This is a genomic window from Corynebacterium sp. 401_CJEI (genome assembly GCF_001076435.1).
Taxonomy (GTDB): Bacteria; Actinomycetota; Actinomycetes; order Mycobacteriales; family Mycobacteriaceae; genus Corynebacterium; species Corynebacterium jeikeium_D.
In genome coordinates this window covers 76633-97003 of sequence record NZ_JVIP01000009.1, presented here as the reverse complement: position 1 = coordinate 97003, position 20371 = coordinate 76633, and the positions used below count along the sequence as shown (strand labels likewise).

At 58.0% G+C, this 20371-nt stretch carries 20 protein-coding genes; 10 read left to right on the top strand and 10 right to left on the bottom strand.

The window, feature by feature from the left end; translation table 11 throughout:
* Nucleotides 1-1110 (bottom strand): uroporphyrinogen decarboxylase, encoded by a 1110-nt coding sequence (hemE, locus tag ADM64_RS02390; protein WP_049193027.1) that lies wholly within the window; start codon nucleotides 1108-1110, stop codon nucleotides 1-3.
* A gap of 170 nt (nucleotides 1111-1280) precedes the next feature.
* Here hemE and ADM64_RS02385 point away from each other — a divergent pair, with 170 nt between their 5' ends.
* Both ADM64_RS02385 and ADM64_RS02380 read left to right on the top strand, forming a co-directional pair.
* Nucleotides 1281-1835: a DUF3000 domain-containing protein gene (locus ADM64_RS02385; RefSeq protein WP_016422661.1), complete on the top strand. Its 555-nt coding sequence runs from the start codon at nucleotides 1281-1283 to the stop codon at nucleotides 1833-1835.
* Nucleotides 1836-1875: 40 nt separating this feature from the next.
* A complete protein-coding gene (locus ADM64_RS02380) occupies nucleotides 1876-3177 on the top strand; it encodes an HRDC domain-containing protein (RefSeq protein WP_049193026.1) in 1302 nt (433 codons plus the stop codon).
* On the opposite strand, the gene ADM64_RS02375 is transcribed toward ADM64_RS02380, so the two are convergent.
* From ADM64_RS02375 to dut, 3 genes are all read right to left on the bottom strand, one after another.
* Nucleotides 3178-4443: a class I SAM-dependent RNA methyltransferase gene (locus ADM64_RS02375; protein WP_049193025.1), complete on the bottom strand. Its 1266-nt coding sequence runs from the start codon at nucleotides 4441-4443 to the stop codon at nucleotides 3178-3180.
* 134 nt (nucleotides 4444-4577) lie between these two features.
* Complete coding sequence (locus ADM64_RS02370) at nucleotides 4578-5357, bottom strand: DUF3710 domain-containing protein (protein ID WP_049193024.1); 780 nt, start codon at nucleotides 5355-5357, stop codon at nucleotides 4578-4580.
* A 118-nt stretch (nucleotides 5358-5475) separates the two neighbouring features.
* Nucleotides 5476-5928, bottom strand: a complete 453-nt coding sequence (gene dut, locus ADM64_RS02365) for a dUTP diphosphatase (RefSeq protein ID WP_016422657.1) — start codon at nucleotides 5926-5928, stop codon at nucleotides 5476-5478.
* A 166-nt stretch (nucleotides 5929-6094) separates the two neighbouring features.
* On the opposite strand from dut, the gene ADM64_RS02360 reads away from it, so the two are divergent.
* Nucleotides 6095-6571 (top strand): DUF3093 domain-containing protein, encoded by a 477-nt coding sequence (locus ADM64_RS02360; protein ID WP_049173043.1) that lies wholly within the window; start codon nucleotides 6095-6097, stop codon nucleotides 6569-6571.
* Between the two features lie 109 nt (nucleotides 6572-6680).
* On the opposite strand, the gene ADM64_RS02355 is transcribed toward ADM64_RS02360, so the two are convergent.
* Entirely contained in the window at nucleotides 6681-6977 is a 297-nt protein-coding gene (locus tag ADM64_RS02355; RefSeq protein WP_016422655.1) for a DUF4193 family protein, read from the bottom strand.
* Between the two features lie 203 nt (nucleotides 6978-7180).
* Here ADM64_RS02355 and ADM64_RS10735 point away from each other — a divergent pair, with 203 nt between their 5' ends.
* Nucleotides 7181-7789 carry a LytR C-terminal domain-containing protein gene (locus ADM64_RS10735; RefSeq protein WP_160310020.1) on the top strand — a complete coding sequence of 203 codons (609 nt, stop codon included), beginning with the start codon at nucleotides 7181-7183 and terminating at the stop codon, nucleotides 7787-7789.
* A gap of 9 nt (nucleotides 7790-7798) precedes the next feature.
* On the opposite strand, the gene ADM64_RS02345 is transcribed toward ADM64_RS10735, so the two are convergent.
* Nucleotides 7799-8776: an inositol monophosphatase family protein gene (locus ADM64_RS02345; RefSeq protein ID WP_016422653.1), complete on the bottom strand. Its 978-nt coding sequence runs from the start codon at nucleotides 8774-8776 to the stop codon at nucleotides 7799-7801.
* Nucleotides 8777-8810: 34 nt separating this feature from the next.
* Between ADM64_RS02345 and ppgK the strand changes: the two genes are divergently transcribed.
* Nucleotides 8811-9566: a polyphosphate--glucose phosphotransferase gene (gene ppgK / locus ADM64_RS02340; RefSeq protein WP_042388657.1), complete on the top strand. Its 756-nt coding sequence runs from the start codon at nucleotides 8811-8813 to the stop codon at nucleotides 9564-9566.
* Between the two features lie 395 nt (nucleotides 9567-9961).
* Nucleotides 9962-11518 (top strand): RNA polymerase sigma factor, encoded by a 1557-nt coding sequence (locus ADM64_RS02335; protein WP_049193023.1) that lies wholly within the window; start codon nucleotides 9962-9964, stop codon nucleotides 11516-11518.
* A 318-nt stretch (nucleotides 11519-11836) separates the two neighbouring features.
* Here the strand turns inward: ADM64_RS02335 and ADM64_RS02330 are convergent, their stop codons facing one another.
* From ADM64_RS02330 to ADM64_RS02315, 4 genes are all read right to left on the bottom strand, one after another.
* Nucleotides 11837-13444 (bottom strand): SLC13 family permease, encoded by a 1608-nt coding sequence (locus tag ADM64_RS02330; protein ID WP_049170921.1) that lies wholly within the window; start codon nucleotides 13442-13444, stop codon nucleotides 11837-11839.
* 282 nt (nucleotides 13445-13726) lie between these two features.
* On the bottom strand, nucleotides 13727-14167 hold the full coding sequence (locus tag ADM64_RS02325) for a hypothetical protein (RefSeq protein WP_016422649.1): 441 nt from the start codon (nucleotides 14165-14167) through the stop codon (nucleotides 13727-13729).
* 39 nt (nucleotides 14168-14206) lie between these two features.
* Nucleotides 14207-15952 carry a DEAD/DEAH box helicase gene (locus ADM64_RS02320; protein WP_049193022.1) on the bottom strand — a complete coding sequence of 582 codons (1746 nt, stop codon included), beginning with the start codon at nucleotides 15950-15952 and terminating at the stop codon, nucleotides 14207-14209.
* Nucleotides 15949-16197, bottom strand: coding sequence for a DUF3039 domain-containing protein (locus ADM64_RS02315; protein WP_005509477.1), 249 nt, complete (start codon nucleotides 16195-16197; stop codon nucleotides 15949-15951). The genes ADM64_RS02320 and ADM64_RS02315 overlap by 4 nt, the downstream gene beginning before the upstream one ends.
* A gap of 174 nt (nucleotides 16198-16371) precedes the next feature.
* On the opposite strand from ADM64_RS02315, the gene ADM64_RS02310 reads away from it, so the two are divergent.
* The 4 genes from ADM64_RS02310 to ADM64_RS02295 all read left to right on the top strand — a co-directional run bounded on the left by ADM64_RS02310 (nucleotide 16372) and on the right by ADM64_RS02295 (nucleotide 20076).
* Entirely contained in the window at nucleotides 16372-16911 is a 540-nt protein-coding gene (locus ADM64_RS02310) for a DUF3099 domain-containing protein (protein WP_049170917.1), read from the top strand.
* A 38-nt stretch (nucleotides 16912-16949) separates the two neighbouring features.
* A complete protein-coding gene (locus tag ADM64_RS02305; RefSeq protein ID WP_049193021.1) occupies nucleotides 16950-18515 on the top strand; it encodes a methyltransferase in 1566 nt (521 codons plus the stop codon).
* On the top strand, nucleotides 18516-18950 hold the full coding sequence (gene dtd, locus ADM64_RS02300; RefSeq protein WP_016422645.1) for a D-aminoacyl-tRNA deacylase: 435 nt from the start codon (nucleotides 18516-18518) through the stop codon (nucleotides 18948-18950).
* Between the two features lie 136 nt (nucleotides 18951-19086).
* Entirely contained in the window at nucleotides 19087-20076 is a 990-nt protein-coding gene (locus ADM64_RS02295; protein ID WP_016422644.1) for a sigma-70 family RNA polymerase sigma factor, read from the top strand.
* Nucleotides 20077-20371 lie beyond the last annotated feature (295 nt).

Genomic DNA, 20371 nt, shown 5'->3' with positions numbered 1-20371 from the left:
TTACGTTGCGTGAATGATCTCAACGGCGCGCGTAATCGCGTCGGCATCGGTATTCGGTAGCACCCCGTGACCCAAGTTGAAGATATGTCCACGGGCGTCACCACGCTTAATTGCACGGTCCGCCTCAGAGCAGATGCGCTGAATCTCTTGGGTCATTGCATCTTCACCGGCAAAGAGAATCGCCGGGTCAAGGTTTCCCTGCAATGCAAGGCTGTTTTCCGCAGGGTCTGCGCCTCGGTGAACGTCGGAAAGCGTGGCACGAATGCGGTTGGCAGCAACGTCCAGTGGCACGCGCCAGTCGACGCCCATGACTTCTGGGCCGGCTTCAGCCATCGCACCGAGAAGCTCGCCGGTGCCCACACCGAAGTGGATGCGCGGAATGCCGGCGTCGGCGACGGCCTGGAAGATTTCCTTCGAGTACGGCAACACAAAGCGGCGGTAATCACGCTCGGTGAGATAGCCAGCCCAGGAGTCGAAGAGCTGAATAGCGTCCACACCAGCACCAATCTGCGCGCGCAGGAAAGCAATCACCATCGGAGTGATTTTCTGCATCAGGTGATCCCACAATTCAGGGTCCGAGTGCATCAGCGCCTTAGTGCGCTCGTGATTGCGGGATGGACCGCCTTCGATCAGGTACGACGCCAAAGTGAATGGTGCACCGGCGAAGCCAATGAGTGCCTGAGTCTCAGTCAGCTCTTGCAGAATGAGGCCGATACCCTCGGCCACCGGAGCGAGTTGCTCTTCCGTGACTTCCGGCAGCGCCTTAATGTCTGCTTCCGAGCGCACCGGAGTATCCATTACTGGACCGCGGCCAGGAACAATATCCAGGTTGACACCTGCGGCCTTCAGTGGCACGACGATATCGGAAAAAAGAATCGCAGCATCAACGTCGTGCCTACGTACCGGCTGCATAGTAATCTCAGCGAGCAGTTCCGGGCGGAAGCAAGAGTCCAACATACCGATGTCCTTGCGCACCTCACGGTACTCAGGCAGTGAACGACCAGCTTGCCGCATAAACCACACCGGGCGGCGCGACGGAGTTCGACCGTAAGCTGCATCAAGAATCGGGGCATCAGTCAAAGTGCGACGATTGTTCATACGGACAATCATGCCCCACTTACCTTAGAAATTGATGTGTGGGGTACTAAGAACAGGGAAATCGCTCGCCCTGCTGTGCGTTTTCGACGAACCGCTTGGTCGCTTCCCACTCTTTTCGGCGCGCCTCCCACTAACGCAAGCGTCATATGGCTAAGTTCAGGCGCGTGAATGGAACCGATTCAATGCCACAGAACTTCCGCGCCGCGGTCCAGTCAATGCACTCTGCTGAACTGCGACCTGAGATTGCTCTGGGCACCGTTCGGCCACCGCAGAAGCTGGCACCGTTTAGCCACGCTGTCTCGCTTGAGGTCACGCAGCCCGAAGCTGATATCGTCCCCGAGTCCTCGGACGACGATGCCTTTGGTCGTTTAATTTTGCTCCATGACCCCCGCAGTGAGGAAACCTGGGACGGTGACATGCGCTTGGTTGCATACATCCAGGCGGATATGGATGCCTCCCTCGCGGAAGATCCGTTGCTTCCCCAGGTTGCCTGGCAATGGCTCACCGAGGCTCTGGCTGAGAACAACGCCGAACTGTCGAATTTGGGTGGCACGGTGACTACTACGAACTCTGTCCGCTATGGCGAGATCGGCGGCAAGCCACAGGCCTTTCAATTAGAAATGCGCGCATCGTGGACTGCTCGTGGCACCGACCTGCGCACCCACGTTGAATCCTTCGCTCAGGTACTAGCGAACGTCGCTGGTCTGCCACCCGTCGGCGTTTCCCTGCTGGGCTGATACCGGCGACTGCTGATACCGACGACCGAAGAGGCGTGCGATGAGCTCCGACGTGGAAACTAGTCCCGACGTAGAAGTAAGACTTGCCCCAGCCGAGGGAACTCCACGCGTGCTTTCTGCCATCGACGACATTATTGACGCCGGTGAGCAGCTGGCCAAAGGACACGGTTGGCTCGCAGTCGATACTGAACGAGCTTCGGCATATCGCTACGACGACCGCGCCTTCCTGCTTCAATTTCGCCGCCGTGGAGCGGGCACCTTTCTCATCGATCCCGAAGATGGTCGCAAGGCGATGGCCGTTTTTGGTTCCTCAGTCAACGACCTGACCTGGATTATTCACGCCGCTCATTCTGACCTTCCCTGCCTCGCAGCTCTGGGCCTCTACCCCACCAAAGTCATTGACACTGAGCTGGCCGGCCGCCTTCTCGGCCTGGAGCGAGTCAACTTAGCAGCTCTGACAGAGCGACTCCTCGGAGTTGGACTTGCCAAGGGGCACGGTCGAGAGGATTGGTCTACTCGTCCACTGCCAGCAGATTGGCTGGACTACGCAGCCTTGGATGTCGAGCTGCTCATCGAACTCGCCGAGGTTCTTTGTCAGGCGCTGACTGAGCTCGACCGTTTGGAATGGCTGGAACAGGAATGCGAACGCGAACTCGCTCTAAACCGTAAATACCTCGATGGCCTGCACGTCGGACACTCGTGGCAGGGGCTCAAAGGGATTGGGAAGCTGCGCACTCCCGAACAACTTCACGTCGCCCGTGCACTGTGGACTGAGCGTGACGAAATCGCGCAGCGCCGTGATGTCTCCCCAACACACGTCATGGGTCACAGCGTTCTACGTACAATCGCAGAACAACTCCCCGGTACGCAGCGTGAACTGACTGCAATCCGTGGATTTCCACGTCGCCGTCGCGGTGCTGCGGACGCTTGGTTGAAGGTCGTTAATGAAGCCCGTCAGGAACCCAGGTCGTCATGGCCGAAGCCCCAGAAGCAGGCTCCCAACCAGATGCCCCACTTTCGGCGTTGGGCTGAACATGCCCCACAAGCCGCCGAGATTTTCGAAACCACGCGAGACTGCATCGACAACGTCTGTGCCCAAATACATCTGCGCAAAGATACACTCATCACTTCCGCGCAGACACGTGAACTGGTGTGGTGGATTCACAGCCGCGCAGTCGGCTCATTCGTTTTCCGCCACCACGACAACTACGCTGGCGGCCTGCCAGCCGTTACCGAAATCTCCGCTCACCTCAGCGAACAGGGTTTCCGCCCATGGCAGGCACATTTGCTTGCCGACGTGATCGGCGCCAACGTTCTTGCGCCCATGCGGCAGCCACTCTAGCTACAGCCGCTCTAGCACCGCGATGGTTTCAAAGTGATGCGTTAGGCCAAATGCGTCAACGACCTCGAGGTGTTTGAACGCGTAGCCGTAGTCAGCCCAGTACCGGGCATCGCGGGCAAAAGTCGCCGGATCGCAACCGAAATGTACAACCACGCGTGGCTTTGCCTGAGCAATAGCTGCAACGGCATCCTTACCAGCACCGGAGCGCGGAGGGTCGAGAACGACGATATCCGGGTTTGGTGTTTCCTCATTAGCAACTTCGCGGCGCACTACCTTGGTGACATCCCCAGTAACGAACCGGACTGGTGCCGCAGACGACGCATTCGCACTGTGGTCAGCTGCAGTGAAGGCCTTGCGCCCCGCCGTCGCTGCCGCTGCAAAACCCTCGACAGAGAGAATTGAGCCCTCTGCGTCAACTAGCTTGCGCAGTGCCGCCGACAGAACGCCTGCGCCACCGTAAAGATCCCAACCACAGGAGAAAGACTGACCGGCCAACAGTTCAATGATGCGCGATCCATAGAACTCAGGGGCATGGCAATGGGCTTGCCAAAAACCGGTAGTCGGCACATCGAAAGTAATTCCGTGAACAGTGTGCTGTGTGGTTGGCTCGCCTTCAATCACCGTTTGCTTGCGGTTCCTGCCGGTGCCGGAAACGTACACAGCACTTCGGTTACCCTCCGTGTCCATGGCCACATGGAGTTCTCCTGGCTTCGGCTTCTTGCTCCCGCGACCGCGAGCAGGCTTAGCGGCGGGGATGGTTCCGGCCGTCGAAAAGCCAGCGATGAGATTGGGAACTGTTTGGACGCACTCGGAGCCGATGACGAGCTCGTGGGAACGGGAACGACGTAATCCCGCTCGTCCCTGGGAATCCACACCCAGCCGCACGCGCGTGCGCCAACGGGAGGTCGGAGCCAGTGGAAGAACATCGATAGCTGGCAGCTCGTCGGCGGTGAAACGTCCAAGACGGCGCAGGCAATCGGTCAAGACATCAGCCTTGAGACGCGCCGCGTGCTCAGGATCAATAAAACCCCAGTCGCAACAGCCCGCGCCCTGCTGAGCTGCTTCGCAACGCTGCGAAATTCGATGCTCTGAGGCATCCAAAACCTCAACGACATTGCCGCGCCACAGCTTGGCATCAGGTTTGGCAATTTCGACAACAACGCGTTCGCCGGGGATACCGCCGGTGACGAAACCGATTCGTCCGTCGTAGCTGGCAATGAATTCTCCGCCGGCAGCGGGACGGTCAATAGTCACTTCGATGTTCACGCAGTGTGATACTACCCGCTGACAAGAGAAAAGCCGCCGTCGGGTGACGGCGGCGGGCAGTGCACAGTGGCGCCTGCAGATCCTTTTCTAACTGGTCAAGTAGCTAGCTTCTCTCTGCTGGCGGGTTGACCAAACTAATTGGTGGAGCCATCCGGGTTGATACCAGTAGCGCCTGGCACCTGCCCGGGTTCACCTTCAGCTTGGGCAGCCTGGGTCTGCTGCTGGTATGCCTGACGAATCTGCTCGGCCATCTGGGACGGCAGCGTAACCGGAAGCGGCTGACCTGCTGGCATCGGGTTTTCACCGCGAGAGACGAAGCTACGGGCAAGGAGACCGCGGGCGAGATCTGCGAGTTCCTCCGCCCGATCAGCCGGACCGGAAGCCGTCATGCGAAGCATCCAACGCGGGCCGTCGGCGCCGATGATTCGCATTTCCATATCGGAGGTGCGACCTACGACCTCAGAACCCCACGGCCCCTGCTCGACGTGGACATCGAGGCCATCGGACTCAAGACCGTCCTTGATTTCCTGAGCGGACTCCTCCCAGAGGCCGCGCGACGTCGGAGCAGCGAATGCTACAGGAGTTACGCGGCCATGCTCAGTGGCGACGTGCAGCATGGTTGGACCTGTCGGCCCCATCTCCACCTGAATATCACCAACGTGAGGAATAGGCAGCAGCATCGAACCGAGGTTCAGGCTGGCCTTCGCGAAGTCCGAAAAATCAAACTGCGTCGGGCTAGCGCTGTTGATGTCGAAGGGGCCGTTTGCTGGTGCGTTCTCCGCGGCGGTTTCCGACGCGTCGTCATGCACGGTTGCGGTAGCCTCCTCAGAAGCTGGCGCCGCAGAGTCGGTGGCAACGGTCTCTGCCTCAGCAGCTGGTTCTTCTGGCTGGTTCTTCTTTCCAAATGGCCACATGGTGGTTTATTGACACCTCGCTAAAAAGAAATCTTTGTATACGCTTTTGTAAACGCTTTATTGAGCTCTTCACGCATTGAACCACACTTGGTAGGGTCCCCGCGCTGTCAGAGGCGTTTTAAAGCGTCGTGGACACTCCGGTTGACCCGTGACCTCCCACGCCGCGTTCAGTTTCATCGAGCTCATCGACTTCCACCAGCGGGCTGAGCTCGACCTTCTGCACAACCAATTGGGCAATTCGATCGCCCTTGGCGATCTCCACCGCATTGGTCGGGTCCAAGTTGATCAGGCAGACTTTAAGCTCACCACGGTAACCGGCATCAATCGTGCCGGGAGCGTTGACGATGGACAGCCCCTTTTTGAAAGCCAATCCGGAGCGAGGATGAACCAATCCCACTGTGCCCGCCGGCAAAGCAATGGCAATACCGGTTCCCACGAGCGCCCGCTGCCCTGGTGCTAGGATGACATCCTCCACTGAGCTCAAATCCACACCGGCATCATCGGCATGCGCACGCTGGGGAATCACAGCGTCTTTAGCGAGCTTTTTCACTTGCACCGGGGCATAAGTCATCTCTTTGTATATCCTTCGCTGTCGCGTCTTTTAAGAACCGCACTTCGGCCTTGTCAGTACCGAGCATAGCCGTGCCCTAGAATGGATAACCGTGAGTGGAAAAGATAACCTGCAGCCTCGTCGCGACGACAGCTCAGCATCCGTCTCTGAAGGTGCGGCAATAGCAATGAGCTCGAGCGGAGATTCATCGATTGTCTATTCCGAAAAGCTCTGGGTTCCCTGGTGGTTCTGGGTACTCGGCGCTGCTGCCGTTTTTGTATGCACGGCCCAGATTGGCTTTAACCGTTCACCGATTTGGCTTGTCATCGGCGGCATTATTTGTCTGGCCGTGGGCGTGTGGGTGCTGTTGACTATGTCGAAGACCACGGTGTCCGTGGAAGTGGACAGCACTGGTGAACGCTGGCTTCACGCTGGCACGGCAGTTTTGCCAGCATCGGTTGTTGCCAAATCCCTGGTGGTCCCGAAGTCCGCGCAGCGCAATGCGTTGGGCCGTCAGCTCGATCCAGCAGCGTTCCTGGTTACACACACGTGGATTCCCACGATGGTGCTGCTAGTCCTCGACGATCCGGACGACCCCACCCCCTATTGGCTGGTCTCCACCCGCCACCCCGAGGCACTGCTTGACAGTCTCTTCGACCGCTAGGTCAAATCTCTCACCGCCGCTACACGCTTGCCGACGGCCCCAGCGCCGCCAGAACCGTGGTAGTGGCGGTTTTCCTTTTTCCTAGGAAGCTATCCCGGCTGTGCGGGGATTAGGCACAGTCCTGACAGATGGGGAATCCATCGCCGTTATCGATTGCGATCATTGAGCGGTGCATCACCATGAAGCAGGAGCCACAGGTGAATTCATCCTCCCCCTTCGGGGCAACATCCATATCGAATTCTTCACCCGCGATGTCGGCAACCGGCAACTCGAACGGCTCAACAATTTCGCCGTCGTCAGTGTCGTCGATTTCCTTCTCAGCAGATGCAGCCTGAAGGCCCTCGAGGGAATCGGTCTCCAGCTCTTCGGTTTCACGAGTACGCGGGGCATCGTAGTTTACAGCCATGTCCCAAACCTTCTTTCTGGACCTTTGCTAGACATTGTGAACTGACTTTTTCTCGGAGAATACAACGCGTTGAGACGATTGACACCCTGTACTCTCCAGCGCCTTTCTCAGCGGATATTAAGGCAATTCACGCAATCTGTCATCTCTGCAGGTCAGAATAGGTTTCTATGCCCATAAGCCGAGGAGAGGATAACATGATGGCTATGAGTTCAGGCCCCGCGAGCACTTCGAGCACATCACATCGACGAAAAATTGTTCCCTACGTGGTGGTTTCCGTCGTTGCTGTAGTGATTGCCGCTACGTTGTGGGTATTGGCATTCCGCAGCCAACCGGCAAGTTATCCGGTGTCCTGTTCCCTCCCCGCGGCTGGGGCCCCTGTTTCCTCCACCACGCTAATCGGAGAGCACGTCGTTCCACCGTCGGATGTTCATGTGCGCGTTTATAATGCCAACGGCAAAGTCGGCCAGGCTACAACCGTCGCCGAGCAATTGCGGCAGCTCGATTTTGTCCTCGATGAGCAGGTTCCCTACGGCAACGACCCTATTGTGGAAAACCAAGACCTCGGTTGCTTCGGCCAGCTGCGTTATGGCGAGGACTTCAATGGCCACGCCGCGGCGCTTCACGCTCTTTTCCCCTGCTTTGAGCTCATCCACGATGGTCGGCCGGATGCAACCGTCGATGTGTCGTTGGGTAAGGGGTTTAAGGATCTCGAAGTAGCCAGCCAGGTTGAGGAAACGATGTCCGCATTGAACCGTGGCGAACAAGCCGACCTAGAGGGTTTGAGCTCGTTAGGCTCGAGCACCTGCTCCTAGACCGACGCACTAATTCCTAGCCTTCGCGATAGCACCATCCAATGCCTCGAAGAACGCATCGGCAACTTCAGAGTTCGCCGCACCGACACCAAAGTCGAGCGGGTCTCCCTCCGGCCGGCCAGTAACGTTGGCACACTGAGTGAATTCCGGGACCCTAATCCTTGCGCCTGCTTCAGCCGCAATCAGAGCACCAGCTGCATAATCCCAAACCTTGATGTCGTGTTCGTAATACGCATCAACACGGCCGTGCGCCACCATGCACAAATCCAGCGCCGCCGATCCCATGCGCCGAATATCTCGACACTCCCCCAGCAACTGCGACGCTATCCGGCCCTGCACCTGCCGGAGACTAGCGGAATAGCTGAATCCCGTTGCCACAAGTGTCTTTTCCAGCTCGGCCGTTGGGGAACAACTAAGCGTCTGCACAGTGCCGTCCCGTCGAGAAACCTGAGCGCCCTCTCCCTTAGCTGCACTGTAAATCTCTCCCGAGGACGCATTTGCCACTGCACCCGCCACTACCTCATCGCCTACGGCGCAAGCGATACTCACGGCACAATTGGGCAGGCCGTAAAGGAAATTCACCGTGCCATCAATGGGGTCTACAATCCAGGTCACCGCTTCGCCCTCGTTGGCAGCCTGCGCTGGGGAACTCGCGCCGTCGTCAAGCCCGCCTTCTTCGCCCAAAATGCGGTCAGAGCTGCTAAACGTCTTGATAAGCGAACGAATGAGCTCCTCAGATTCACGGTCGACGACGGTGACGGGGTCAACAGCTGAGGACTTCGTTTCGGAACTTGCTAAAACGCCATCGGAGCCGAGTTCGACCCGACGACTGGCGATGTGCGCCGCGGCTGCGCGGGCGATAAGTACCGCGCGGTCACGCAATTCCCCGACGCTGGGCCGCACGGACCCGGGGCTATTCGGTGCAGCAGACCCCCTATTATCCGCGCTGTTAGCGAGTTGTTCGGTGCCATGCGAGTTATTGCTCATGCCCCCATTGTGTCTGTTTCGTACAATTTGAGCTATGGGACAACGAATTGGATTTGGCATCGACGTGGGAGGCTCTGGAATCAAGGGTGGCCGCGTAGACCTTGAAACTGGGCAGCTTATTGGCGACCGCATTAAAATTTTCACGCCACAGCCGGCAACTCCGGAAGCGGTTGCGGAGACCATTGCAGAAATTGTGGACATTGCGAAGTGGGATTCCGATGTCGGCATCACGATTCCGTCCGTCGTACAGAATCAGATTGCCTTGCTGGCCGCCAATATTGACGGTTCTTGGGTTAATACGAACTGCCAAGAGCTCTTCGCTAAATACCTGCCCAACAACAAGGCGCACGTGCTTAACGACGCTGACGCTGCCGGCCTCGCTGAAGTCCAGTTTGGCGATCCGGGCAATAAGACAGGCGCCGTGTTGTTGCTAACTTTTGGTACAGGCATCGGCTCCGCGCTTATTCATGACGGACTGCTCTACCCCAATTCGGAGTTAGGCCACCTCATCATTGATGGCATGGAGGCCGAACACTTTGCATCCGCGAGAGTTAAGGATGTGGAGGGGCTCGGCTTCGAAGAGTGGGCTGAGCGCGTGAGCAAGGTGCTTAAGACCTACGAGGCACTGTTTTGGCCGTCACGGATCATCGTCGGCGGCGGAATCAGTCGCGAACACGAAAAGTGGATTCCGCTGTTGACATGTAAGACTCCAGTTGTCCCCGCAAGTCTGGATAATAATGCGGGTATTGCTGGCGCCGCCTTTGCAGCTGACCAGGGACTTTACCCTTAACCACTTTCATTTCTTATATGGGGATTGGTAGCTACGTGTCGGGCGTGACACGTGCTTGAAGCCATGCCCCGTGGCGGCGATTTTAAGAATTGGTTTACAATAAGAAGTTGACTCACGGCAAGGTTGAATAATCAACAGGCTCGAGGAGGATTGGGAAAATCGAATTCCAGCGCACTGCTTCGATGAGGATTTTCACCGATTACTTCTTCGCTAGGAGCCAGAAAGCAACACTGATGACCGTGGCACGAAAAGGTCAGCTCTGAATGTTTTCCATTCGGCTAGTTGGCTATAGACGAAGTAAAGGCGCACCACTGGCGCGTTGAGCTTCTCTTCGACCGAGAGAAGCTGGCGGCGGCTTTGGCGGCGCACACAACGTACATCGTGAAAGGGCGTTCGTGGCAGGCAACGAACTGGGGCAAGCTCAGGACCAATCCACCGGGAGTGGCACCGGTTCAGCTACTCCTGCAAAGAAGGCTGTAAAGAAGGCCATCAAGAAGGCAGTGAAGAAGACCGTGGCAAAGAAGACTGCCGCGAAGAAGACTGCTGCCAAAAAGACGGCTGCTACCAAAACTGCGGCGAAGAAGACGACCGCTAAGAAGGCAGCGGCCAAGAAGACCGTGAAGAAGGCGGCCAAGAAGTCCGTCGCTAAGAAAACCACGCGTAAGGCCGCCGCCAAGAAGGCAACTAAGCGGACAACGGCTGCGAAGGCCACCGCGGCCAAGGCTGCTGCAGCGAAGGCGAAGGACGCGCAAGCTCTCGACGCAACTGAGAACGAAGAGCTCGAGGACGAGGAACTCGACCACGACTTGGAGCAGGAGCAGGACTACGACCCGGATCTGGATGATGATCTCGAAGACGATGATCTTCACGACGATCTGGATGATGACGACCTCGAAGACGACGACCTCGACGATGATGAAGAAGAGGACGACGAGGACGAAGACGAGGATGAAGAGGACGAGGGCGACGAGGTCTGGAACGAGGACGAGTCCGCTCGTCTGCGTCAGGCCCGCAAAGATGCTGCCCTCACCGCCTCCGCCGACTCTGTCCGCGCCTACCTCAAGCAGATTGGTAAGGTCGCGCTGCTGACTGCCGAGGAAGAAGTCAGTCTGGCAAAGCGCATCGAGGCCGGTCTGTATGCGCAGTACAAGATTGACGAGGCCAAGGAAGCCGGCGAGCGCATCGCTTACGCTCAAAAGCGCGACTTGCGCGAGATTTCTCGCGACGGTCAGCGCGCCAAGAATCACCTGCTCGAGGCCAACCTCCGTCTTGTGGTGTCCCTGGCAAAGCGCTACACCGGCCGTGGCATGGCTTTCCTCGACTTGATTCAGGAAGGCAACCTCGGCCTGATTCGTGCGGTCGAGAAGTTCGACTACACCAAGGGCTACAAGTTCTCCACCTACGCAACGTGGTGGATTCGCCAGGCCATTACTCGTGCAATGGCCGACCAGGCTCGAACCATTCGTATTCCGGTTCACATGGTCGAGGTCATTAATAAGCTCGGTCGTATCCAGCGTGAACTGCTTCAGGATCTGGGCCGCGAGCCCACCCCGGAAGAGCTCGCCAAGGAAATGGACATCACCGAGGAAAAGGTTCTCGAGATTCAACAGTACGCTCGTGAACCGATTTCCCTGGACCAGACCATCGGCGACGAGGGTGACTCTCAGCTCGGTGACTTCATCGAGGACTCCGAGGCAGTTATCGCCGTGGACGCCGTCAGCTTCACGCTCCTCCAGGATCAGCTTGGCGACGTCCTGGAAACTCTCTCCGAACGTGAAGCCGGTGTCGTCCGCTTGCGCTTCGGCCTTACCGACGGCATGCCACGTACCCTGGACGAGATTGGTCAGGTCTACGGTGTGACACGCGAGCGCATCCGTCAGATTGAGTCCAAGACGATGTCCAAGCTGCGTCACCCGTCGCGCTCGCAGGTGCTGCGCGACTACTTGGAGTAAAGCTTTAACCTGGAGTTGTTCAGGGGCTAACTGCTTGACTAGAAAAATCGGGCTTGAATGAGGTTTCACACCTTATTCAAGCCCGATTCTTCTTTTGGTGTCAGCGCTAGTGAGTTACTGACTGCGTTTATGTCAAAAATAGCCTGAAAAATGGCCTGAAAGTGTCATAAACTCACACAGTTTCACATTTGCAGCCAAAAGCCCCGGACCACCGAAGTGGAACGGGGCGAAGGAGTATCTGAGCAACGCTAGGCGAAGCAGTCCGGTGGCGGTTCAGCGCGCTGCCCCACCATCCACTACGGGCTACTACCTACCCAGCTAGTACACGACGCCGAATACCCACTGCAGGAGCGTCAGCGATGCCACAGAAATCACGATCAGTGCGACGACGTTCAGCCAGACACCGGCCTTGACCATGTTGTCCATGCTGACGTAGCCGGAGCCGTAGGCGATGGCGTTCGGCGGTGTTGCAACCGGCATCATGAAGGCCGAAGTAGCTGCCAGTGCAACTGGAACGGCGAAAATCATCTGGTCGTGGCCCAGACCGATTGCCATCGCACCAACCAGCGGCAGGAAGGTCGCGGCCGTCGCGGTGTTAGAGGTGAACTCGGTCAGGAACAGCACAACGGCGCCGACGACAACCACGAGTGCAGCCACTGGCATCCAGCCGAGAGTAGACAGCTGCTCGCCAATCCAGTCCGACAGCCCAGAGGCACCGAACTGCGAGGACAGTGCGAGGCCACCACCGAACAGCAGCAGCACGCCCCACGGCAGCTCTAACGCATTTTCCCAACGCATAAGCTTAACGCCATCAGGACCGCCCGGAATAATGAACAGCGCAATACCCACGGTCATTGCGATAACCGCATCGGCAATCTTGGTGTCGGGCAGCAGCACCGGAACAAAGACCCACGCCAGTGCCGCCGCGATAAACACCAGGAGCACTCGGCGCTCTCCAGTCGACATACGGCCAAGGCGCTTCAACTCGTCACGCATGAGTTCGCGCCCACCTGGAATATGCGTAATCTCCGGCTTAAACAGAACATTTGTCAGCAGGAACCATGCACAGAGCATGAGCACAACCGCCACCGGGACACCGAGCAGCATCCACTGGCCAAACCCAATATTGACTCCCTGCTCCGCCATGTAGGCCGCCAGCATAGCGTTCGGAGGAGTACCAATAATGGTGCCCAGCGAACCAATCGATGCCGCGTAAGCGATACCCAGCATCAGCGCGATACCGAAGTTTGACTTTGGCATCGGGTCATAGCTTGACGACGACTCCTCGGCCTCCTCCAGCGCATCCCCACCGGGGGTTTCAGCGACGGATTCACTCGCAGAGCCCGTATCCTCTGCAGCAACCTTTTCATCGTGCAGCATTCGGACAATGAGGCTCAGGACGGACACACCGATTGGCAGCATCATCACGGCCGTGGCCGTGTTGGAGACCCACATCGACAGGAAGCCAGTAGCCACCATGAAGCCGAGAATCAGCATCTTTGGTGACGACCCCATGAGCACCAGAACCCACAATGCGACGCGCTTGTGGAGGTTCCAACGCTGCATCGCCAGCGCCAACAGGAAGCCGCCCATAAAGAGGAAGATGGTCGGGTCTGTGTACTTGCCCGAGAAATCCTTAATCTCCGCGAGGTTGAGAATCGGGAATAGAGCCAGCGGCAGCAGAGCCGTAACGGCAATCGGGATAGCCTCGGACATCCACCACACGGCCATAAGCACTGCTACACCTGCGGTTGCACGCAGGTTGTGATCGAGCTCAGCCGGCATAAAGAAGTACACGAGCAGGGCCAGGATGATACCGAGTCCTAGACCGGTGCGCTTACGGAAAAGCTCTCGGCTGAGGTATCCACGGTCTTGTTGGCCAGGTGACAGTTCCGGGGAGTTGTCGCGCGTAGATGTCGCTGCCACGATTCACGCTCCTATTTAATAATCAGCAGACATCCTGTATTGCACGCATGTTCAAACGTTTACCGCATGTAGGGGATGCCAAATGTGGGTACTTTCTGACACCAATATCATTACCAACACTCGGCCAAATATGAGATTTCACTAAGAAACCCCCGGCCGAAACTGCAGGCAGTTGGGCTTCGGGGGTGGATTACGGGGTTAGCTCATTTCCTGATTGCGTATCTGGCGTTGACCGAAAACTCCGGGCACAAAGTAAGACCGCCATTGATGTCGCTTCCGAACTCACTCCGATTGCTTCTTTGGCTGATCAGTACCCATCTGCTTAGAGATGCACTCGGCATACTCTCCAGAGGTGCGCTCGAACTTCTCGCACTTCGACATCGCATCTGATGTCGACGAATACAGCATCAGCGACACCACGGCGGCTGCAATACCCGTCACAATGCCGACCACGCCCAATCCGAACGAACCGCTGATGACCGCGTCTCCCCCGGCTGCCTGCACGCGTTTCTTGGCACTCATTGCCTTCGCCATCGCGATGATGCCCAGAACAATGCCAAAGACACCGAGGATGCCACCAACAATCATCCAGGACATCAAGAGTCCGCCGACGCCAAAGATCAGTGCCAGCACGCCAATAGTCCGACCGTCATTGCCTGGTACAGCTGACAAACCACCGCCGGTCAATTCTGACGGCCTCGACTTATCACTGCTTGCCGACATTCTTCTCTCCACCATAGATTGCTCAGTTCGTTTGAAACCCTACCAATTACGCAGGTAGCTGATGCGATCACGCAACTGTTCCTCCGTACATAGCGCAGTCGGCGGGCCACCACAGGCGCGCCGAACCTCGTTATGCACTTGACCATGTGGCTTACCGGTTCGCGCCGCTGTCATCGACACCAGCGTATTGAGCTCCTTCCGCAACTTCGGCAACACCTCACTGGCCACCTTCTGCGGCCTTGGGTACGCCGATCCCTCAATCCGGTGCACCGCGCCCCCTTCGCCCCCGCTTGACGACGATTCCCTCGCCTCCTCGCGGGCTTCCTTCTCTCGGGCACTGGCGGCTTTAAGCTGTTCATCCTGCCGCTGACGCAGCAAGAGTCGCATCTGATCGGCGTCGAGAAGCCCTGGCAAACCCAGATAATCGGCCTCTTCGGCGGAACCAGCAACGGTTGCGGTGCCGTAGGAGGAGCCGTCGTAGATGAGGTAGTCGAGTTCAGCATCCGCGCCAATGGATTCGTAGGCCGGCAGCAATTCATCGGGCTCATCCTTGCGGCGATTGGCCTCAGCGACCAAGTCATCTTCCCAGCCCTCCGAAGGCCGATCCGGCTTGCCGAGCACGTGGTTGCGCTGCACCTCCATCTGCGAGGCCAAGTCGAGCAGCACCGGAATCGACGGCAAGAAGACGGAAGCAGTCTCCCCCGGCATGCGGCTTCGCACGAATCGTCCGATAGCCTGCGCGAAGAATAGCGGAGTCGAGGAACTTGTCGCGTACACACCGACCGCCAGCCTCGGCACGTCCACGCCTTCGGAGACCATGCGCACGGCTACCATCCACTCATCGGTGGACTCGGAGAAAGTCTTGATTCGTTCCGACGAGCCCGGTTCATCCGAGAGCACTAACGCCACCGGCGTAGAGGCAATCTGCTCGAGAATGCGTTTGTACGCACGAGCAGTTGCCGCATCGGAGGCGATAACCAGACCACCCGCGTCCGGGATATGCTGCCTCATCTGCGAGAGACGGGTGTGCGCTGCCCGCAGCACAGATGGCATCCACTCGCCCTTTGGGTCAAGCGCGGTGCGCCAAGCTCGAGTGGTCTCCTCTGGGCTCATCACGGTGCCCAGCCGCGCAGCGAACTCATCACCCGCGCTATCACGCCAGCGAGCTTCACCGGAATAAGCCAAAAAGACCACTGGGCGCACGACGCCGTCGGCAAGCGCATTGGAATAGCCGTACGTGTAATCGGCGACGGAACGCGAGTAACCATCGCCGTCCGGCGAGTAGCGAACAAACGGAATCGCCGCGTCATCGGAGCGGAACGGCGTACCAGTTAGGCACAGGCGGCGTTCGACATCGCCGTAAGCTTCGGAAATACCGTCGCCCCAGCTCTTGGCATCGCCGCCGTGGTGCACCTCGTCCAGAATCACCAATGTCGGCCGAGCGGTGGCTACGGCATGGTGCTTAAACGGGTGCACTGCGACTTGGGCGTAGGTCACAACAATTCCCTGGTAGGAGGGGTTTACCACACCCTTGGCGTTGGTGAATTTGGGATCCAACGCAATCCCCGAACGAGCAGCGGAGGCAGCCCACTGCACCTTCAGGTGTTCAGTGGGAACTACGACGATGATGCGCTCGACGATTCGGCGCGACAGCAACTCACTGGCGATACGTAGGGCGAAGGTCGTCTTACCTGCGCCCGGTGTCGCCACTGCAAGGAAGTCCTTGGGGCTAGTCGCCAGGTATTTGTCGAGAGCCTCCTGCTGCCATTTACGAAGCCCGCTCACTTGCGACGCAGGGATTTGTAAATCCGCTCGCAGTCAGGGCATACCGGTGAACCCGGCTTCGCCGACTTCTTCACTGGGAAGGTTTCACCGCACAGAGCAACGACGTAGGAGCCGTTGACCGCGGAGTTCACGATCTGGTCCTTCTTGACGTAATGGAAGAACTTCGGAGTGTCGTCCCTCGTCGACTCATCGACGCGGGTATCGGTGCGTTCAATCGTCTTTGTCGTCTTCAATGGAGTGCTCACAGATTCCAATTGTGCCCCATCGGTCAAATTATGCCTAGCGACCCAGGTGCTGGCCGCTGCAGACTGCTGCCTTCCACAGCCATCCGCAACATCGCTGTGACTACGCGAGCATGCGGCTGCAACGGGCATAGCTAGTTGAGACGACCCCACGCCACAGGCGTATGCTAGACAACCATGGCGCGAATCAATGACCGTCGCGACTCCGCGCTGCCGAAACGCGGAAGTTCCCGGCGACGCAAGAAAGACGCGGCGTTGATTACCGACGCCCGCGGCTCTCGGATTCGCAACTATGACCACCGCCGCCACGTCTACGCGGCCCTGCAATGGTCTCGCATTCCGCTGCTGCTTCTTTCCGGCGCTTTTTATCTGTGGTGGGATGTCCCGTGGATCGCAGCGATTCTCATGGTCGTCTCCGTACCCATGCCGTGGATCGCGGTTGTCATCGCCAATGGCGTTGGAGAACCCGCTGACAAGCGTAAGCCGCGCGTATACAAGCCTGGAGTTGTACGCGAGCAAAACCGCAAATGGGAGGAGCAGCAACGCCAGCGCGCCCTCAAGGAAGCAGAGATGCGCGCGCTCGGTTCTGCCGCCAGTACCGAAGACACCGACGCACCGCCGCAGTCCGGTAACGAGACCATCTCACCCCCCTTCGATGATGCAAATGTCATCGATATGCCGGAAGACGACGATCCGTCGTCAAGCTCCCCTAACTAGCCCCTCCGCCCCGCTTTACGACGAAGGTAGTGCCTACGATGACCTTTTCCCCCTCCACCTTCACCCCACCGACTGATCAGCAGCTTCGTGATTTTGTCGAATGTGCGGAGGAATTTGCCACCGCGCTCAGGCGCCTTGAGTTTTCCAGCGAGTCACTGCGTCGAGTCCTAGGCGCCGAGGGACTGGCCGCGCTGGACCGCGGTGAGCCCGGCGTTGTCGATGTTCTACTTACCGAAACTGAGGGCGTTTCTGCGGACACTGTGACCGCGTTGCGTCTTTTCATCCTGGGCGATTTCGCCGACGCACAGCAGCTATTTGGGGCTGAGCTGACAGCCAAGTTACTGGGCAGCGGCATACTTGCCGGCACCGCCACCAACGCACAGGTGTGTATCGATGTGCGCCCGGTCGAGATTGCGGGAGTCGACCGTATTGTCTTTTCCGACCGCGATGCCTCTATGAGCGATCACGTTCCTGGACCCAATCATGTCTTGGGCGTAGGGCGGGCTTCCCGCTCCCTCCTCGATATTTCGCCGACCTCGGCGGTGGAATCCGTACTCGACCTCGGTGCCGGTTGTGGCGTCCAGAGTCTTGCCCAGCCGGATGCAAAGTCGATTGTCGCGACGGACATTCACCCCCGGGCGCTGTTTTTTGCCCGCGCTACTTTCGCCGCAAATGGCTTCGACCAGGCGCAGGCCGTCGAAGGTTCGTGGTTTGAACCGGTTGCAGGCAAGAAGTTTGACCGCATTGTGGCGAACCCGCCGTTCGTCGTAGGGCTGCCAAGTGTGGAACATGTTTACCGTGACTCAGGATTGAATCTGGACGGTGCCACCGAACTTATGATCCGCGGTCTGGCCGACCATCTCACCGACGGCGGCACGGCGCATCTGCTCGGTGCTTGGGCCCATATCGAAGGCGAAAGTTGGCAACAGCGCATCGCCTCTTGGCTCCCTGCTGAAGGCCTCGAAGTGTGGGTAACACAACGAGATGTCGCCACGCCGGCGGAATACATCGGCACCTGGCTTCGAGACGAGTCCATCGACCCCCGCAGCCCAGAAGGCTGCGAGCGCTCCCGTGCCTGGCTGGAGCACTTCCGCAACAGCGGCGTGACAGGCATCGGGTTCGGCTACATCACAGTCCAACGCATTGCCGGCCCGACTTCCGCCGTGTGCGAAGAAATGCCGCAGCCTTTGGCCGCTCCCTTCGGCGCCGAAGCCCAGGAGTATCTCGGCCGCGCCGAATGGCTTCGCGCACAAACTGCTAACACCATCCTCGAAGCTGCCTTTACTGTGCGACCCGGCGTCGCCTTAGAACGCGTTTCGCTTGCCGACGTCGACAGCGGCCAGGGCTTCACTGAGTTCGATACGCGCATCTCACGCACCGACGGCCCCGCCTGGACACACTCAATCGATGAGTCCGTCGCAACCATCCTGGGTGCACTGCATCCCGAAGCTGCCCTGGGCTCCGTCATCGACATCATGGCAATGTTTGGAGCCTTTGATGAGTCCGAAGTCCCTGCAATCAAGGACGCCCTAGTTCCCATCGTCGTTGACTTGGTTCGCCATGGTCTGATTCTCCCCGCCGAGCTCTTGGAGGATAAACAGTAAATGAAAGCCGTTCTCACCCGAGTTAAATCCGCGTCAGTCACTGTCGACGGCTCCGTTGTTGGCCACGTTGACGGAGGCGATACCGGCGCCATTTTGGCGCTCGTAGGTGTTGGCCGCGAGGACACTGCCGATGCTTGGGAAACGATGGCCCGCAAGATTGCGGAGCTGCGCATTCTGGATGGCGAGCTCAGCGCTGTCGACGCTGGCGCCCCGGTGCTCGTTGTTAGCCAATTCACGTTGATGGGGGCGACAAAGAAGGGACGGCGGCCGTCGTGGGTAGACGCGGCTCCGGGCCCAGAGGCCGGACCCGTCATAGAAAAAATTGTCGAGAACTTGCGCAATCGTGGCTTGACGGTCGAAACGGGACAATTTGGAGCGATGATGGAGGTCGCATCCGTCAATGATGGACCCTTTACAGTTCTCATAGAATGCTAGTCGCGGCAGTTTTTCTTAACATTATATTTGCATGGCAAAATTACCCTATTGACATTCATCAACTTTCACGGGAACATTTCCGTAACTCCGTGCGTTGTAGTTATCGAGTCCACTTAAAAATCCAGGAGGCAGATTCATGAAGAGTGCCGATATTCAAAATGACGAACTGGAAGGTCAGCCACGGGACAAGGGGCGCCGCACTGGCAATAACTCCAATCCGTCCGCCGATTTGGTTCGTGTGTATTTGAACGGCATCGGAAAGACTGCTCTTCTCAGCGCTGAAGAAGAGGTGGAACTTTCTAAGCGCATTGAAGCCGGTGTATACGCCGAGCATTTGCTGCAGACCGGCGCGAAAATGACCCGCGCAAAGAAGCGTGATGTCAAGATTTTGGCAAAGGAAGGTAAGGCTGCACGCGCCCACCTACTCGAAGCCAATCTCCGTCTTGTGGTCTCGCTGGCGAAGCGCTACACCAACCGCGGTATGCCTCTGCTGGATCTAATCCAGGAGGGCAACTTGGGCCTCATCCGCGCCATGGAAAAGTTCGACTACACCAAGGGTTTCAAGTTCTCCACTTACGCAACGTGGTGGATTCGCCAAGCTATTACCCGCGGTATGGCTGATCAGTCGCGCACCATTCGCCTCCCTGTTCATTTGGTTGAGCAGGTCAACAAGATTTCTCGTATCAAGCGTGAGCTCTACCAGCAACTCGGCCGTGAGGCTACGAATGAGGAATTGGCAGAGGAATCCGGCATTCCAGAAGCCAAGATTGAGATGCTGCTGCGTCAGTCCCGCGACCCGGTGAGCTTGGACATGCCGGTGGGCACTGATGAGGAAGCTCCTCTGGGAGACTTCATCGAGGACTCAGAGGCAACTGATGCCGAGGAGGCAGTTGTCGCTTCCCTGCGTCACCACGATGTCCGCAAGGTTCTGTCCACTCTCGAGATTCGAGAGCAGGAAGTTATTAAGCTCCGCTACGGTCTCGACGATGGCCTGCCCCGCACGCTGGATCAGATTGGCCGCCACTTTGGCCTGTCTCGAGAGCGCGTCCGCCAGATTGAGCGGGAAGTTATGTCCAAGCTCCGCGAGGGTGACCGTGCTGACAAGCTGCGTGAGTACGCAAACTAACGCCACATGGCGGTGACATCGATAGGGTTCCTAATTTCAGCCCTGAGATAGAGCTGGACTTCAATGCCGACCCCGTGCCGGAGTTTCATCCACACTGGCGGTCGGCGTTTTCGTCTGCACGTCGAACTTTCGACATCGCGTACGCTCCCTTCCGTCTCAGCAGCGCCCACCGAACCAAGCTTTTCGCTGCCTAATCAGCACCAAAGCCACTAGATTTGCGAGCCCTAACATCTTTCTTGCGCAAGTGTGGTTATCCTAATACTTGAGTGAAAACTTTTAAGACTGTGTTATCGGA

Excerpts from the sequence above, each read along its gene's own strand:
- ADM64_RS02380 (WP_049193026.1), top strand. The coding sequence starts at position 1,876 with ATGAGCTCCGACGTGGAAACTAGTCCCGACGTAGAAGTAAGACTTGCC.
- ADM64_RS02370 (WP_049193024.1), bottom strand. The coding sequence starts at position 5,357 with ATGTGGCCATTTGGAAAGAAGAACCAGCCAGAAGAACCAGCTGCTGAG.
- ADM64_RS02355 (WP_016422655.1), bottom strand. The coding sequence starts at position 6,977 with ATGGCTGTAAACTACGATGCCCCGCGTACTCGTGAAACCGAAGAGCTG.
- ADM64_RS10735 (WP_160310020.1), top strand. The coding sequence starts at position 7,181 with ATGAGTTCAGGCCCCGCGAGCACTTCGAGCACATCACATCGACGAAAA.
- ADM64_RS02345 (WP_016422653.1), bottom strand. The coding sequence starts at position 8,776 with ATGAGCAATAACTCGCATGGCACCGAACAACTCGCTAACAGCGCGGAT.
- ADM64_RS02310 (WP_049170917.1), top strand. The coding sequence starts at position 16,372 with ATGGCGCGAATCAATGACCGTCGCGACTCCGCGCTGCCGAAACGCGGA.
- ADM64_RS02360 (WP_049173043.1), top strand. The coding sequence starts at position 6,095 with ATGAGCTCGAGCGGAGATTCATCGATTGTCTATTCCGAAAAGCTCTGG.
- dtd (WP_016422645.1), top strand. The coding sequence starts at position 18,516 with ATGAAAGCCGTTCTCACCCGAGTTAAATCCGCGTCAGTCACTGTCGAC.
- hemE (WP_049193027.1), bottom strand. The coding sequence starts at position 1,110 with ATGATTGTCCGTATGAACAATCGTCGCACTTTGACTGATGCCCCGATT.
- ADM64_RS02325 (WP_016422649.1), bottom strand. The coding sequence starts at position 14,167 with ATGTCGGCAAGCAGTGATAAGTCGAGGCCGTCAGAATTGACCGGCGGT.
- dut (WP_016422657.1), bottom strand. The coding sequence starts at position 5,928 with ATGACTTATGCCCCGGTGCAAGTGAAAAAGCTCGCTAAAGACGCTGTG.
- ADM64_RS02295 (WP_016422644.1), top strand. The coding sequence starts at position 19,087 with ATGAAGAGTGCCGATATTCAAAATGACGAACTGGAAGGTCAGCCACGG.
- ADM64_RS02385 (WP_016422661.1), top strand. The coding sequence starts at position 1,281 with ATGCCACAGAACTTCCGCGCCGCGGTCCAGTCAATGCACTCTGCTGAA.
- ADM64_RS02305 (WP_049193021.1), top strand. The coding sequence starts at position 16,950 with ATGACCTTTTCCCCCTCCACCTTCACCCCACCGACTGATCAGCAGCTT.
- ppgK (WP_042388657.1), top strand. The coding sequence starts at position 8,811 with ATGGGACAACGAATTGGATTTGGCATCGACGTGGGAGGCTCTGGAATC.